The organism is Mucilaginibacter sp. Mucisp86 (assembly GCF_047324315.1).
In the GTDB taxonomy this organism is placed as follows: domain Bacteria; phylum Bacteroidota; class Bacteroidia; order Sphingobacteriales; family Sphingobacteriaceae; genus Mucilaginibacter.
Map to the genome: position 1 here is coordinate 3,474,721 of NZ_CP168503.1, position 15,442 is coordinate 3,490,162.

The window sequence follows — 15,442 nt, forward strand, 5'->3', positions numbered from 1 at the left end:
AAACGTACTCCAAAATTAACACATGAAAAAAACGATATTTTTCGCTGTGCTGGCCACGCTTTGCCTTTTTTTTAAGCTGCCCGCCCAGGAAATCAGCCCCCGGAAACCTACGACGGTAATGGGCAGGGTGACCGACGAAAGGGGAAAACCCCTGCCCGGTGCCACGGTCCGCTACGGGCCAGATCAACAAATCACTTACACCGACCAGGAGGGCAGGTTCAGCCTGCGCCTGACCGTCAGGACCGCACTAATCATCAGCTTTACCGGCTACCAGCGGCTCACGATCACCGCCGATCCAGCCAAACCCGCATTACCCGACATCCGGATGCAGCCTGCTAAACTGGAGATCCAGGAAGTGATCGTATCCACGGGTTACCAGAACATCGCCCGGGAAAGGGCCACGGGTTCTTTTGTCCACCTGGACAGCGCGGTCATCAACCGGCGCACGGGTCCTGACGTGCTGAGCAGGCTGGAAGGCGTGGTCCCGGGCCTGTTGTTCAACCGGAACACGAGCACGGCAGCCGGCAATACCGCCGACCTGTCGATCCGGGGACACAGTACGCTGTTCTCCAATGACCAGCCGCTGGTGGTCATCGACAATTTCCCCTACGACGGCGACCTGAACAACATCAACCCCAATGATGTCGCATCCATTACCATCCTGAAAGACGCTGCCGCCGCTTCGATCTGGGGCGTCCGTTCCGGCAACGGGGTGATCGTGATCACCACGAAAAAGGGGAGGAGCGGACAGCCCACCGCTATCGAGTTCAATGCCAATGTCACCTCGGGCGACAAACCCAACCTGTCCTATGATCCCAATTACCTGAACGCGGGGGAATTTATCGGCCTCGAACAAAACCTGTTTAAAGCGGGCTATTACGACGGGGCATTAAAAACCCGCTACCAGGTCGTATCGCCTGTGGTCGCCCTGTTGAGCCAAGCCCGTTCCGGGGCTATCAGCCAAGCCAATGCCGATCAACAGATCGCTGCGATGAAAGGCTATGACATCCGGCGGGACGAAAGCGAATACCTGCTGCGCCGGTCCTTTACCCAGCAATACAACCTGAATTTCCGGGGCGGGGGACAGAACAGTGATTACTATTTCTCGGCAGGGTATGACCAGAACAACGCCGCTTTGCGGGGCAATACGAACGACCGCCTTACGATCAACAGCAATTATAATTTCTCCCCCTTCAAAAACCTCAAACTGTCCGCCGGGATCAACTACATCAAGAACACGGCGGCGCTGAACAGCACGCTCAGCGATTTGAGCAGTATCCGTGGCAAGAGCATGATCTACCCTTATGCCCGGCTCGCCGATGATGCAGGCAACCCTTTATCCACGGTCAAGGATTTCTCGCAGGCCTTTGTCGATAACCCCGGTAACACAGGTTTCCTGGATTGGAACTACCGGCCGCTGGACGAACTGCATAGCAGTAATCACCATTCCGGCAGTATCGATACCCGCCTGAACTTCGGGCTGAATTATAGATTTCTCCAACATTTCACGGCAGATATCAAATACCAGTATGAACGTGCCGAGTCTACCGACCGGACCATCTACAGCCAGGACAGCTATTATGCCCGGAACCTGATCAACCAGTATGCGCAGACTTCCGCTGACGGTAGTTTAAGCTTCCCCGTGCCGTTGGGCGGTATCCGTATGGATGGCAGTTCCGCACTGGCTTCGCACCGCATCCGTGGCCAGCTGAATTATAGCGGGAGGGTCGGCAAAGGCGGACAACTCAACGCCATCGCCGGAACGGAATGGAGTGGAGAAAATACGGAGAGCACTTCGGAAACTCCCGCTTACGGCTATAACCCGGCAACCGGTGCCTTCAGCGGCTCGGTCAATTACGCGGATTATTACGGCCTGAACCCGCGGCAGCTTGGGTCGGCGCAAATTCCGAACGGGCAGTTCTTCGGTAAGCGGACTGATAATTTCATTTCCTATTTCGGCAATGCCGCCTACAGTTTCCTGGGCCGGTATACCGTTTCCGCCAGCGGCAGGATTGACCGCTCCAACCTGTTCGGGGTCAATACGAACCAGAAGGCGGTCCCCCTGTATTCCGCCGGTTTCACCTGGAACATCGCCGAAGAAAAGTTTTACCACGTGGACTGGCTGGAGCAACTGCGGCTGCGCGGTACGTTCGGCTATAACGGCAATATCAATAAATCAGCGGCCGCGGTAACGACGATCCGGCAGCAAAGCAACTCCTATTTCTCCGGCTTGCCCTACGCGGTGATCGCCAATCCCGGCAACCCGGACCTCCGCTGGGAAAAGGACCGGATGATCAACCTGGGGCTGGACTTCGGGCTGAAGAACCAGGCCATTACAGGTACCGTGGAGTTTTATTTTAAAAAAGGCATCAACCTGTTCGGTAACGCCTCGGTCGCGCCGTCTACCGGGTTTTTGACCTTTTTCGGTAATACCGCCGAAACGAAGGGGCATGGTGCGGATGTCACGATCAACAGCCGGAACATCCAAACAGGAACATTCAGCTGGCAAACCAATTTCCAGTACAGCTATGCCATTGATAAGGTGACCCAATACAACGCGCAGTTGCGGACCCTGGCCTTCCTGCAGCAGGGGGCCGGTAATTCCGGTACGATCACGCCGCTGGTGGGACAACCCCTGTTCGGCATCTACAGCTTTCGCTCCGGCCCGCTGACCCATGAGACCGGTGACCCGCAGGGCTACTTGAACGGGGCACTGAGTACGGATTATGCCGCGGTCATTGCCGGTACGACGGTGAAAGATTTACATTATAACGGACCTTCCCGGCCGACAAGTTTCGGTTCCCTTCGTAATACCTTCAGTTATCATGAATTTTCGCTGTCTTTCAACCTGATCTATAAGCTGGGTTATTTTATACGCCGTTCCTCCGTACAATACGGTTCGCTGTACAGCAACTGGCTGGGCAACCAGGATTATACCGGGCGTTGGCAACAGCCGAGCGATGAGGCCAGGACCTTGATCCCTTCCATGCCGAAAACGCCTGTGAACCCCAACCGCGACCTGTTTTACACCTTTTCGGATGGGCTGGTCGATAAAGGCGACCATATCCGTTTGCAGGACATCAATATCAGTTATGACCTGACCAAGGTGTTCGGTCCTAAAAGCCCGTTCTCCCACATGAATGTTTACGCTTATGTCAACAACGTGGCGATCCTGTGGCGGGCTAATCCTGACCACCTCGATCCTGATGTATTCACGACCCCGGGCGGCGGCACCACCGCGCTGCCATTGCCGAGGACTTTCGCCGTCGGCCTTAAAACCAACTTAAAATAAACGACAATGAAAACGCTGATCAAATTAACGGCCGTTCGTGTCTGCCTGATATTATTTCCGCCGATCATGGCATTTTATGACGGCTGCAAGAAACAGGACGAACTCCTGAACGCACGGCCGGACGCGGCACTGAATGTGCCTTCGACGCTGGCGGATGTACAGTCGCTGCTGGCCAATGAAGATATCTTCAACCGCAACTATGCTACCCTGGGTGAACTCGCTACGGACGATTATTACGTGACCGACGGGTTTTACGCCAATATGAGTTCCACGGAACAGAACGCCTATCTCTGGGCCAAATCGCTTTATCCCGCAGGTGCCTATGTCGATGCCTGGTCCGTGCCCTATCAAGCCATTTACTATGCCAACCAGGTACAACAGATCCTGGCGACCGTTCCTCGAAAGGCGAGTGATGAAGCCGCCTTTAACCAGGCCAAAGGAAGCGCCCTGTTCTTTCGCGCGATGGCCTACTTTGACCTTGTTCAAACTTTTGCGTTGCCTTATGACGCTGCGACCGCAGCCAGTGAACCGGGTGTCCCGCTTCGTCCGGGCACCGATCTGACCGCTAAGGCCCCGCGCGCCTCGCAGCAGGCCTGTTATGCGCAGGTGCTGTCCGACCTCGATCAGGCCCTCCAGCTTCTGCAACCTGCGACCTCTTCCCCGACACAGCCCAATAAGGCTGCGGCGTACGGAATGACCGCCAGGGTCAACCTGTGTATAGGCCGGTACGATGAAGCCCTGAAAAATGCGACGGCTTCCCTGGCAGTCTACAACAAATTGCAGGATTTCAACGCGCTCGATCCATCAGCATATCCTGTTTTTCCCAACTATTCGCCGGAAGAGCTGTTCCATGCCTCGCTCAGCGGCTACTATAACCTGTACAGTTATGCCGATACGACGTTGCTGCGATCCTTCGACGGGCCGAATGATCTTCGTAAAGCCATTTTCTTTTACAAAGACGGCGATGGTTTGTATGAGTTTAACAGCCAGTATGGCAAACACGGGAGCGTGACCACCGGTATCTCTACCGCTGAAATGTACCTGACCAAAGCCGAATGCGAGGCGAGGGCGGGCAGCACTGCCCAGGCGCTGAGCGACCTGAACACCTTGCTGGTCACCCGCTGGAAAAAGGGCACGTTCGTCCCCTACAGCGCAAAGAATGCCGCGGACGCTCTAACCCTCATTCTGCAGGAACGTCGCAAGGAACTGGTCATGACCGGTGTCCGCTGGTACGATCTGCGGCGACTGAACCAAGAGGCGGCAAGGGCCGTTACCCTGATCAGGGACCTTAACGGCGAGCAATACAGCTTACCGCCTAAAGATCCCCGGTACGCGATGCCGATACCGGATACCGAAATCCAGTTGAACCCGATTCCCCAAAACCAGCGCTAATTTGTTTATTATGAAAACCACCAGATCAATTTTATTGACCATGATGCTGCTAACCACATGCCTCATAGCGAATGCTCAGCAGCCATTTGTTGAAGTCTACGGTACAGCCGATTTTCTGCATCAGGGCGATACCATCCTATTCCGCCTCTACCGTCACCCCAATACCGACCAGGAGCCCGCTTTGCAAACGGAACTTACCCACCGCGCGACCGGTAAAAACTTCCGGTTTCAAATCCCCTGTGATAACTTTCCGCATTATTTTAATTTAAGATTCAAAGGGCATTCGGGTAAAGGAATTTACAAATACTATGCTGTGCCAGGTCAGCCTTTACAGCTCCATTTTAATCAGGTTGGCATTGACCCGGAAGGGAGCAGTATCATAGCAAAAGTACAGGCAGAACTGATCAAAGCGCAGCAAGTAACCACTACCACGGAGGAAGACGATGCAGACGCGGCATTGTTGGTGCAGCATGGAAACAAGAAAACGTTATCCCTGCTTCATATTCTGGAGCATTACCGTGAAAGGCTACCGGCAGATTTTTACCAGTTTATGAAGGTTGACCTGATGGCTATAAATATGTCGGGTAAATACAGTAATGTTGAGCTGATCTCCCGACGATATGCAGATTCTACGTCTAACCCATACCTGGAAAAGTTCCTGCAAACACGTGATACCGTTAAATCGATGCTTGATGTAGCTTTAACGCACTACCCTGATGCGCTATATTCCGAAAGTTTTCTTTACACCATACTATTGAAATACCGCGTTGATTCCTGCGTTATTGCCAGAAAGCCCTATCATATCAGTAAGGTTTACGATTATCTCAAAGTAAAATACAATGGCAAGCTCCGGGAGGAATTGCTTGCGTACCTGATCCTGCAGCTTAACGATTACCCGCCGGAATTAACCTATTGCATTAAGGACGCTTTGACGATTGTCCGCGAAGACGATTACAGGACCTTGCTGAAAGCCATATCCGAAACGCGGGTCGACGGGGCTATGGCCTTCAACTTCCGGCTTGCAGATCAAAGGGGGGAAGTGCACCAACTTTCCGATTTTAGAAATAAAGTAGTTTTTATCGACTTTTGGTTTACCGGCTGCGGTTTTTGCCGGGTAGTCGCACCCTATATTCGTAAGCTGGAGGCGCGGTTTAAAGGGCAAGCTGTCGAATTTATTAGTATTAGTTCTGACGAATCCAAAACTCAATGGGAAAAGAGTGTTTCAGGCGGACAATATACTGCCCCTGAAAACCATAATTTTTTTACCGAAGGAAAGGGAAACGATCACCCGGCATTAACCAGCTACCGGATCAGGGAATACCCCGCCTTTGTCCTGGTTGACAAAAATGGATTCATCCATAACGTTCCCATCGACCCCCGCGATGACGACGGACGTTCTGTCGAGGCGCAGATCAAAGCCTTATTATAATAATAACAGCCTGCCGGATTAAGCCGGCAGGCTGTTTACGGTTTACTTGTAGTTTTGGAAAGTAACCGCGTGGCCCGCAGGAACCACCCCATCGGTTGGCTGAACCGCGGTAGTAATGGTGCAGGTAGCACTTACAGCCGTGTTTAAACAATGCCCGGCAGGAGAGGTCCTCCATACGAACGAGGACCCGCTTTTGATTGCGTAATAAGTCGTCGCGTTTTTAGCATGCCTTGGTGCAGAGGCGAACGCGCTTCCCACTCCGGTCAGTGCGGCCAGGGCCATCAGGCCCATTTTTACTTTTTTCATGATGATATAATTTAGAAATGAATAATTGACCGGTTTTACACAGGACCAGCATTAACCTGATTTCGCGCGTGAAATATTTTGAAACCTTTTCAGGTAATTTTATCAGCAAGTATTGCCTGTCTTTCCAGCCGCATGCCCCATAGTGCTGCCGTGAGAAAGGACAGGTTGAAAATCAAATGTTGTCCCCAGCCCAGTTGACTGATGACTCCGCCGCAGGAGCAGGGCACCCAGGGGAATATGTGCAGCAGGATAGCCGCGATATAAATCGTAAAGGATAGCATCAGCACACCCGAGCAGAGAAAACCCAGCAACCGGGTCCGGTCACGAAAGAGCAGCAGGGACACGACGACTTCCAGAGGCGGGATACTATAGATCAAAGTTTCCGCCATCCAATCCGGAAAGGGCTGGTTGTGCATGGCGCGCTCATAGGTTTGAAAGTCCATCAGCTTACTGGTCGCTGCATACAGGAACATCAGGATCAGGAGGGATGCAAGTATCCCGGAAATCAGGTTCTTTTTCATTGGTTTAGTTAAATTTGAATGGGAAGCCGGTTCGTTCCGGCTGTTCTAAACGTACCAGGAAATCAACGACACCGGCACTGCCGTTCATCCAGGATGCCGTCGGACGGCTATCGCTGCCTTCCAGCCAGTACATATGGCCGTCGGTCTCGCGGAACGCGCTGTTCAGCAGGTTACCGGCAATGTTGATCGCTTTATCCAGCCAGGTCACATCTTTAAAGACGACACAGGCATCCAGCATCACCTGCCCGATTCCGGCAACCCCGGAGGCTGCCGATAGGTAATTACTGTGCAAGCCATCAGGATAGCTGCCGAGTATTTCCTCCGCGGCCAGCCGGTACGGCGGATGCCGGAACACTTGCCATGCCCGGATCAGGCAGGCTGCGATCCCGGCATAGCCGATACCGAACCATGGATCAGTCAATTTGCTTTTCGCTTTTACCGGCCACACGCCGACGCCATTCGCGGTGTATCGTTGCCCCAGCAGCCAATCGGCACCTTTCCGCGCCGCGTGTGCAGCAATCCCATCGTCAAACCTGTTGACGTAGCGGAGCAGCGTGTAAACGATCCCGGCAATGCCGGAAAAAAATCCTGTAGGGCGGGCTGTCTCTATACCATCAGGCCCGGTGATTACCCAGGAGCCGTCTTTTTGCTGCCGGTTGATGATCGCGGTGATGGTTTGGTGTAGCTCTTTTTCTAAATCCGCCAGCTGCGGAATCTCCAATGCGGTAAGCAGGCACAGGGCTTTTCCGGCGAGACCGGATTCGACATTGATTTCTTCACTCGTTTTACTTAATTCTCTCCGGATTACAGCAACATGATCCGGGTTGATAAATACGGTTCCTGCACTGATGCTCTGTACTAAAATCGTCGCGAGGCCCCAACCGCCATTAGCCAGGCCTGCGGGCAAATCATGGTGATTCGAAAAATCCAGGGTATGAGCGAGGTTCCTGTTGAAAATATTCACGAGGCCGGCATTGGCATGACCGGAGGCCAGTGCATTTGATAACACCAGCAGTGTACCGGGTATTCCATTGAACAGGCTATGGTTATATTGCAACATTCTGACCGGGTTCGCGACACCGGAAGCACCGGGGCCGGGATGGTATAGCCAGTAGCCCTGACCATCGACCATTGGCGGTGATAGCAAACTGACAAGGGCCTTGCCGATGGTTTCATTTAATACAGGTTTCGCACTATGCCTGGCAGGCCCGTCTGTTGCTCCTCCCGTCAGTAACAACGCCTCGTACAATTTGACAGCGGAGACCACTTCGATCAAAACCGGGCGCAATCGACCATCCGGGTTCAAACAGGCCGAGATCAACTCGCCCAGCTTCCTGCTGCCGGTCAAAGCTGAAATGGAATCATTTAGTGCCGGCCGGTTTTCCGGGTTGAACTTGGTCGGCGCCAGTCCCGTAAATGCCCGGAGCAGAAATGCGCCGAAACCGTAGATGTCATCAGCCATTTCCGGTTTTTTTGAGGCGGCTTGCGACGGGGACATATAACCCGGTGTTCCGAGTGAGAATGCCGGAGAAGGGAAATCATGGATGAAGTCGTAGGCCAGCTCCAGGTCGAGGGGCACGATCTGGCCGGCACAGACCTGAAAATTTTCCGGATTGAGGTCACGATGGAGGAAACCACGGGAATGAAATTGGCCTAATATCCGGCCGACGGCCAATAAATAACTTGTCACCTTTAGTTTCACCTCAATTTCGAGGTTTTTCCAGGAGCGCCCGTTGTACAAGCGCTTTAACTCTTCGTGCAGCGACATGCCTTCCATAAATTGCATCACCAAATAGTGATTGCCTTCAGCCTCGAAAACCTGATGAACCACAGGTAAGGCCACGTCATTTTTCAATTGTTCATACGCAGCCTGCTGCCAGATCAGTCTATCGCGGACAGTGCGACCATGGTCGTCGCTGCATTGGTTACGCTTGCCTTCTTTGAGGACACACCAGTTGATTTTCCAAAATGGGTACAGGGACAGGCATTTGATCACATCACCTTTCGTATCGCGCTTCAGCCGAGCCATGATGAGATAGCTCTTGCCGATAAGTTTCCTGGGCTTAACCGTCGGATAGGGGCAGATGCTGTTGAAAGGCCATTGCGGGATTGCTAGGCTAAGACCGGTTGGTAGGCCGGTCAACTCCTGATGTTGAACATATTCCACATACAGGCAGTCACTGAGCCGTTGCGCTCCGGGGACAGCTACCCCTTTCAGATCGCCGATGGCGTTGATCAATGAGGCGGCAAGCGCCGAAAGATTTTCGGCCGATCGCGGATATACAGACAAGACCTTGCCCGTCTCGTGATGGCCCAGCCCTCCTTCCAGGATCAGGGCATGTACGTTGGCGCTCGCCGGGATGCGAAATGCCAGGGATAATGCTGACAGCAACGGGAACAAATGCCCGGCGAGTTCAGGCATTTGCTGCCTGATCACCGGTACGTGAAACACCCAGAGCGCGGCAGGGTCCGGCTGACCCGTCGTCAAATAATGACCAGTGCTCTGGAATGCCAAGCCGTGTTCGGTAAAAAATGACTCGTAGCCTTTTGTTACAGGCAGCTGATCGTCAGGGTGCACCACATTGATAGTTTCGCCTTGTTTTTTCATCGGTTCTGGTTCTAAGCCAAAATAACGGTGGAATCGAATGCGAAAACAGTAGCTAATGGGTTGTAGCAGTTGTCGTTAAAATACGGGATAGAACTTTTGGGAATGTTTTAATTAAGGGCAAAATCACGGCTGGGGACTACACAACTCAGGGAAATAACTCGCCCGCCCAGGTGCAAGGCCAGCAACCCTTTGCCACTCCATTTTTTACTCCCAGTAATTAGTCTGGGCTTGGTTTATTCCGCTTTCAGTATATTTTCGACGTCGAGTTTGATCTGGAGAAAATTTTTCCTGACCATTTCTTCAGTCACTTCTTTGATCAAAGGCAGTTCTTCGTAATCCTGTTCCTCATTCTTAATGGCCTCGTGATCATTGATAATCTCGTTGTGGAACACTTTGAGCTCGATTTTATTTTGCGGGTCATCGGCGACCATACCCACGAACTGACCGGAAGATAACGCGGAGATTTTGGCGGCAGGAACGGCAAAATCCAATTGGGTTGATTTACTGACAGAGGTATCCTGGCTGTTGATGGTCAGGCTTTGTTTTTCCTGGTTGATCTTTCCGAAGCGATCGCTCAGTTGTTTCGCGGTATCCCCGGTAACCTGGCCGGATACTATATTACCGACCATATTCATGATCACATCAGCCTGCTCTTTCCCGTAATCTTTCTTTAACTGATCGAAGGTCTGCACTGCCAGGGTAGTGGCTACCCTGTTACTTCTCGCGGTGGCGAGCAATCCGTCGATGCCCGATCCGCCGCCTACATAGATCGTAGGAAATTCATCGAAGATCAGGCTGCTTTTGAGTTTGTCTTTTTGATTGACCAGCTTGATCATCCTGGAAATGTATAAGCTTAGCACCGCGCCATAAACCTGCTGTTTCTGAGGATTGTTACCCATACAAACAATTTTAGGTTCGAGCGGATTGTTGATATCAAGGCTAAAGTCGTTACCCGAAAGTACATAGTAAAGTTGAGGGGAAGACAACCTGGCCAGGCTGATCTTGGCGCTCGCAACCTGACCTTCCAGCTGATCGAATGCTTCGTTCTTCCAGGCGGAAATGAATGGATTGATCAGTACCTCGATTTCTGGTTCTTTAGCCAACAACGGGAAGAGGACACCGTATTCAGCCTGCGAAAGTTCGATCGCATGCGGAACGGAGCAGTATTTTCCACCTGCGTGTTTTTTCAGGAACCATATCAGTGCTGTCAGGAAATTGATTGGTGATTCCACAAAGAAATCGCCCTGGCGTTTGATCCATTCACGGTTCAGCCCGAGCATGAATGTCCGGGCTGATTCCATGGCATCGGTAATATCCTTCATATCGAAAGGTATGATCGGGTTGCACCGATGGGTCCTGCTCAGGTCGTCGAAGTTGATGATCCAGAGCTTCGGCTTAACTGCATATTGCTTATGATTTTTCTTCAACGTATTAAAGGCTATTTTGGTCAGGTCATCAAATTTGAAGTCATAGATGAACATGCTGAAGCCCTTTTTGATGTGCTGGGTGATGATGTGCCTGATGACGAAATACGATTTTCCCGCTCCCGGTGTGCCGGGAACAAGTATGCCTCGAAACGGATTGATGATATTGATCCAGCTATCTCTTATTTTATTTTTTAACTGGTACCGCGCCGGGAGGTTAATGCTGTATTCGTTTTCCAAGCATCGTTCCTCCTGGGGAAATGTTTCGTTTTCCCTGTTAAAAATATCCCGGGTGAGGTTGACATTGATCAGCTTAAAAGCGATGCCGGCCCCTGATAGGAAAAGGAGGTATCCGGAAGCCGTTGCCGTTATGTAAGCCGTAGCGATCTCCTGCACACCACCGCGAAGCTTTAACAGGAATGCGCTCATAAAGTAGATGAGTAGGCCGGCAGTGCTGCGCAAAAGTGCATCTTTAAGCCGGGCTTTTTCGTCCTTTTTTCCACGCGTACCTATCAACGAAACGACCAGCAACAGCAGGGCTGTTATCTTGGTCATGGTGACCGTTTTGAATATGGGTAGCTTATAGATGGCCTGAAACAGCCGGTTCAGGATTTCGTAATGCCATTGCCAGAAAGTAAATGCCCGATAACATATGAAGTAAAAATGAAGGATCAATACGACAATGCCCAGAAACCTGGTGAAGTCGATGATCTTCCGGAACGCCTGTTCATTTTCCCCTGTTTGCATGGTTTCTCAATTAAAGATTCAAATGCCTTCGCTTTTTCTTTTTTCTCAAAGGATAGGGTACCGTCTCCTGCTGCGCAGTTGCGCTTAACAGTTCTTCCAGGAGCGTTTTGCTTTGACCAACATGGCTGCTATCCCCAACTTCTTTGATATGCCAGAGCTGGCCATGGCCTGCCTGTTGTGTGTTTGCAGCTCGTTGCTGGTCGCCAAACTGCTGAATGATAGCGGCTGCGCTGTACTTTTTACCCAGGTCACTGCCGTTAAAAACCACCTTGTTCACTTCATCGATGAAGGTCAGCCCGTAAACCCTGCCCTCGGTGTTTTTCCGGATGATAACTCTAATGTTTTTCTGATGCAGCTCTTTTTCAAAGCGGCTCAACGAATCGGAAGGAAATGAGGCCTGGTCGATCTTCGACTTCAGCTGCTCCCTGAATGGTCTCCGCAATAATTCATTCAGTTGGAACCGCTTCTCCAGAAGCCTGATCGTCGGTTTTTTAGGCAGCGCGCTCGCTTTAACCGGCACGCCCATTTTTGCACTCCGGCTATCTGTTATCCAATAACGCAGGCCGTTTTGTTGGTACATGACCGACGCTTTCGACCCCCGGTCCGCTAAAACATTAAAACTGCCCAGGATGGCATTGAACTCCGGGAGACTTGTGAACTTGTAATCCCGGATTACCCGGCTGACGACCCCGCTTAATGCTTTTTTGGTTTCATCCTCCCCATACCTTAAAGGTTTCAGCGCCGCCTCTTTTTCCAAAGCCGCTTCCTGCTGTTGAGCCTCTGCCTGAACCAGCCCGAATTCGATTTCTATCGCTTTTCGCGCCGGTTCCGATCTTTCTTTGCCGATGTTATGCATGCTGATGCGTTCGCCACCCGGTTGAATGTTCGTAGCAAGAATATGGATGTGGGGATGACCGGCATCCTCATGCCGGTAAACCAGGTAAGGCTGATCCCCGAAGCCGATTTTTTGCATGTAGGAATCTGCGATCGCATTCAGCGCCGGCACGTCCAACTTTTCCCCGGGGCTAAAGTTGAGTGATACATGCAGCGTATTTGTTTTCGTCAGCTGGTTCCTTGAAGCAAGATCGGTCAGCCGCAACAGTTTATCATGGAACGACAATTTTTCCAGGTCTTTGGCATAGCCGCTTGCCCCGATAAAACGGGCATTCCCTTTCCTGACCTTGTTTTCGTTGTAATTCAAGGCGTTGATCAGGCTTTTTCCGCTTCTAATTTTCGCGACCATAAATCGGAGTATGTGTTCATCTGCACCTTGATCTGTTCAATTGCCGGTTCGATCTGCCCTTTGATGATGGTCATCAGGTTCATCCATAGCCGGGCGTCGGCGAAGCCGTGGGCCGTATTAATGTTCTTTACGGACTGATTCAAATTATTTCCAACGGCGTTCAATTCGCGCCTCAGCAGTACCAGTTCCTCTAATATTTCGTCCATCGACCTGTCCCGGTAGAAAACCGTCACCGGCTTGCCTAATAGCACAGCCCTGCCGTAATCGCTCATTTTCCTGAAACGGGAGCGTTCATATTGTTTTTTGAACTGGTTAAACTCCTCCTGGTTGAGTCGCAGGTTCAGCCAGGAGGACCTGTTGTTATTTTGTTCGCCCATATTACATCTTCATTAAACCGACTTCGGAGAGTTTAAATCCATGTCCCCAAACCGACTCCGGAGGGTGGGCAAGATCCGTTTGTGTAACAAACGTACATCTTGCTAACCGCAAAAAGACAGCGGTTTCATTCCAATGATCCTCGTTTTGAAGGCATTTCATTTTCCACTATCGGCTTCGTTTCTCTTCCAGGAATTTCTCCAGGGCCTGTATCGTGATTTCCTTTTGAGATAGATCGTGCTGCACGCCATAAGCCTTGATTTTCCTCTTCAGCTCCCTGGGAATCCAGTTGTTAAACCGCGCCTCTTCTGCTTTTGCCGGCTGTGTTATTGGCTTTACAGGCAGTACCTGTTGGATCGGTGTCTGTGGTTTTTCGTTTTTGATCTTATCGGCCAGGGAACCCAGCTTTTTTTTGTAGTCATCCATCGCTTTGTTTTTAGTAACCGCCCAGCGAGCTATCAACCTTTATGAACAATGGAACATTTGAACAATGCGATATTTTTTCATTTGAACAAAGGGAGGTTTGCATAAAAGCATCCATGTACAAATGAATATTTCGGCAAAGCTTCAATGCCGCATTTGCAGCATTATTCATCAATAGCATTGTTCCTTTATTCAATTCTACATCTATTCACTGAGCAGATTGATGATTTCCTCCGCTAGAAAAGTCACCTCTTCAATTGCTTTTTGGTCGGCGCTTTTGAGAATCCCGGAGGTCATCGACGACCTTGCAAGGCTAACCCGATCAAAGACACGGGACTTTAAAAGCGGCGTTCCCAATGAACTGAGTAAATCCACCACTTCTGCAGTTATGCCTGACCTCGGCTTGATCATGTTGAGGACAATCCCCGCCTTCAGATTTCGATTGAGGGCCTGGGCAAATTTGACCAATGTCAGGGTGGATTTGACCGCCATGACATCAAAAAAACCGGCCTTGGTCGGGATCAACACGAAATCCGAATGAATAAATAGTTCATTCAGGCGGTTAGATAAATAAGGTGGGGTATCCACAATAATCAGGTCATAATTCAGGTCCGGAAGCTCACTTATTTTATCGGGGGACAGGATTTCCATGTCGGGGAAATCTTCCTTCAGGTGGTATATACTTCCCTGAAGATCGGAGTCAATAAGGGCAACCCTTAACTGGTCCTGGAAGCACAGGGCCAGGTTCAATGCCAAAGTGCTTTTCCCGACGCCGCCTTTCTGGTGTGCCAATGTGATGATCTTTGCCATATTATTTCAATTTTGCTGCAAATGCACAATTGTTCAAATGCAATAGTGAATATTTGTTCAGCAAAAGTCGTCAGATCCTGTCCACCATATGTCCGAGTTGCTCCGACTCGGAGGAAGCTTTTTTCCCAGGCATAAGACTATCAGATAGCATTAAACAACATTGCGGGCTATCGGTGAGTTGGCTTGAAAGCGAAAAAAAGTAAGGGAAATAAATCAACTGCATCGTAATCATAAACCAATACTTAGTAAAAAAAATTTCTACCGGCGTTCTGGTTTAATTATTGTATTTGACAGGTGCAAGCCAAATATCTAAATTTGTCAGTAAGCCTTATGAATGACCTGCCAACAATCAGCTTTAATAGATTTACAAGCAAGCATTATTTTTACTTGTCACCGGAAATTTGTGATACCCTTTCGATACCACACCACGAAGGCCGCGGCTTAACAATATGTCATGAGCAAATTCAAAAACTCAATGAGATACGATATTCAGTGTGTAAAATGAATAAATCCATTCAGGTGGTCAGGAAAGGAAGGACTCTAAAGCGCTGGGTACACGCGTCGATTGCCGTGACCCTGCTCTTATTAGCTGTCGCAATGGTTGTTGCCAATGCATTTGTTTTGCAATACTTTCTCTTTCTTGACGCGTATTATGATATGACTGTTATAACCTTCGGTATAACGTCCGGCATTTTTCTTTTCATGACATCATTTTCATCAGCGCAGGACGTCGATGTGCTAAGAAATGCGCTTACCATTATGGAGGTCAGAAACCACATAGAAACGGAATTTCTATGTTTTGAATCCGTGGGAGTTCGTCAACAAGGGGCTGATATATCTGAGTCAGAAAGGTTCGCCTGAATCGGAAGCGG

Annotated in this window: 12 protein-coding genes; 4 read left to right on the top strand and 8 right to left on the bottom strand. The window is 50.4% G+C overall.

From position 1 onward, the window contains the following. The first annotated feature begins 22 nt into the window (after positions 1-22). The 3 genes from ACEN9X_RS14785 to ACEN9X_RS14795 are packed head-to-tail and all read left to right on the top strand — an operon-like array spanning position 23 to position 6,113. A complete protein-coding gene (locus ACEN9X_RS14785; RefSeq protein WP_413671081.1) occupies positions 23-3,292 on the top strand; it encodes a SusC/RagA family TonB-linked outer membrane protein in 3,270 nt (1,089 codons plus the stop codon). Positions 3,293-3,298: 6 nt separating this feature from the next. Then, on the top strand, positions 3,299-4,684 hold the full coding sequence (locus ACEN9X_RS14790) for a RagB/SusD family nutrient uptake outer membrane protein (RefSeq protein ID WP_413671082.1): 1,386 nt from the start codon (positions 3,299-3,301) through the stop codon (positions 4,682-4,684). A gap of 10 nt (positions 4,685-4,694) precedes the next feature. Then, complete coding sequence (locus ACEN9X_RS14795) at positions 4,695-6,113, top strand: TlpA family protein disulfide reductase (protein WP_413671083.1); 1,419 nt, start codon at positions 4,695-4,697, stop codon at positions 6,111-6,113. Between the two features lie 42 nt (positions 6,114-6,155). On the opposite strand, the gene ACEN9X_RS14800 is transcribed toward ACEN9X_RS14795, so the two are convergent. The 8 genes from ACEN9X_RS14800 to ACEN9X_RS14835 form a co-directional block, all read right to left on the bottom strand. Further along, the gene (locus tag ACEN9X_RS14800; RefSeq protein ID WP_413671084.1) at positions 6,156-6,419 is read right to left on the bottom strand and encodes a hypothetical protein; all 264 of its coding nucleotides are present in this window, start codon (positions 6,417-6,419) and stop codon (positions 6,156-6,158) included. Positions 6,420-6,508: 89 nt separating this feature from the next. Next, positions 6,509-6,940 carry a MauE/DoxX family redox-associated membrane protein gene (locus tag ACEN9X_RS14805; protein WP_413671085.1) on the bottom strand — a complete coding sequence of 144 codons (432 nt, stop codon included), beginning with the start codon at positions 6,938-6,940 and terminating at the stop codon, positions 6,509-6,511. 4 nt (positions 6,941-6,944) lie between these two features. Continuing rightward, positions 6,945-9,548, bottom strand: a complete 2,604-nt coding sequence (locus ACEN9X_RS14810) for a lanthionine synthetase LanC family protein (RefSeq protein WP_413671086.1) — start codon at positions 9,546-9,548, stop codon at positions 6,945-6,947. Between the two features lie 233 nt (positions 9,549-9,781). Beyond that, positions 9,782-11,719, bottom strand: a complete 1,938-nt coding sequence (gene mobC / locus ACEN9X_RS14815; protein WP_413671087.1) for a conjugal transfer protein MobC — start codon at positions 11,717-11,719, stop codon at positions 9,782-9,784. Between the two features lie 10 nt (positions 11,720-11,729). Next, positions 11,730-12,962, bottom strand: a complete 1,233-nt coding sequence (locus tag ACEN9X_RS14820; protein ID WP_413671088.1) for a relaxase/mobilization nuclease domain-containing protein — start codon at positions 12,960-12,962, stop codon at positions 11,730-11,732. Beyond that, complete coding sequence (locus tag ACEN9X_RS14825) at positions 12,929-13,339, bottom strand: plasmid mobilization protein (protein WP_413671089.1); 411 nt, start codon at positions 13,337-13,339, stop codon at positions 12,929-12,931. Before ACEN9X_RS14825 ends, ACEN9X_RS14820 begins: the two co-directional genes overlap by 34 nt. Before the next feature lie 166 nt (positions 13,340-13,505). Beyond that, entirely contained in the window at positions 13,506-13,763 is a 258-nt protein-coding gene (locus ACEN9X_RS14830; protein ID WP_143065315.1) for a hypothetical protein, read from the bottom strand. A 201-nt stretch (positions 13,764-13,964) separates the two neighbouring features. Beyond that, positions 13,965-14,570, bottom strand: coding sequence for an AAA family ATPase (locus ACEN9X_RS14835; RefSeq protein ID WP_413671090.1), 606 nt, complete (start codon positions 14,568-14,570; stop codon positions 13,965-13,967). 330 nt (positions 14,571-14,900) lie between these two features. Between ACEN9X_RS14835 and ACEN9X_RS14840 the strand changes: the two genes are divergently transcribed. After that, positions 14,901-15,431, top strand: coding sequence for a hypothetical protein (locus tag ACEN9X_RS14840; protein WP_091221020.1), 531 nt, complete (start codon positions 14,901-14,903; stop codon positions 15,429-15,431). The last annotated feature ends 11 nt before the right edge of the window (positions 15,432-15,442 follow it).

What these genes read in the sequence shown, in the direction of transcription:
- ACEN9X_RS14785 (WP_413671081.1), top strand. Translation starts at nt 23, where the DNA reads ATGAAAAAAACGATATTTTTCGCTGTGCTGGCCACGCTTTGCCTTTTT.
- ACEN9X_RS14790 (WP_413671082.1), top strand. Translation starts at nt 3,299, where the DNA reads ATGAAAACGCTGATCAAATTAACGGCCGTTCGTGTCTGCCTGATATTA.
- ACEN9X_RS14795 (WP_413671083.1), top strand. Translation starts at nt 4,695, where the DNA reads ATGAAAACCACCAGATCAATTTTATTGACCATGATGCTGCTAACCACA.
- ACEN9X_RS14800 (WP_413671084.1), bottom strand. Translation starts at nt 6,419, where the DNA reads ATGAAAAAAGTAAAAATGGGCCTGATGGCCCTGGCCGCACTGACCGGA.
- ACEN9X_RS14805 (WP_413671085.1), bottom strand. Translation starts at nt 6,940, where the DNA reads ATGAAAAAGAACCTGATTTCCGGGATACTTGCATCCCTCCTGATCCTG.
- ACEN9X_RS14810 (WP_413671086.1), bottom strand. Translation starts at nt 9,548, where the DNA reads ATGAAAAAACAAGGCGAAACTATCAATGTGGTGCACCCTGACGATCAG.
- mobC (WP_413671087.1), bottom strand. Translation starts at nt 11,719, where the DNA reads ATGCAAACAGGGGAAAATGAACAGGCGTTCCGGAAGATCATCGACTTC.
- ACEN9X_RS14820 (WP_413671088.1), bottom strand. Translation starts at nt 12,962, where the DNA reads ATGGTCGCGAAAATTAGAAGCGGAAAAAGCCTGATCAACGCCTTGAAT.
- ACEN9X_RS14825 (WP_413671089.1), bottom strand. Translation starts at nt 13,339, where the DNA reads ATGGGCGAACAAAATAACAACAGGTCCTCCTGGCTGAACCTGCGACTC.
- ACEN9X_RS14830 (WP_143065315.1), bottom strand. Translation starts at nt 13,763, where the DNA reads ATGGATGACTACAAAAAAAAGCTGGGTTCCCTGGCCGATAAGATCAAA.
- ACEN9X_RS14835 (WP_413671090.1), bottom strand. Translation starts at nt 14,570, where the DNA reads ATGGCAAAGATCATCACATTGGCACACCAGAAAGGCGGCGTCGGGAAA.
- ACEN9X_RS14840 (WP_091221020.1), top strand. Translation starts at nt 14,901, where the DNA reads ATGAATGACCTGCCAACAATCAGCTTTAATAGATTTACAAGCAAGCAT.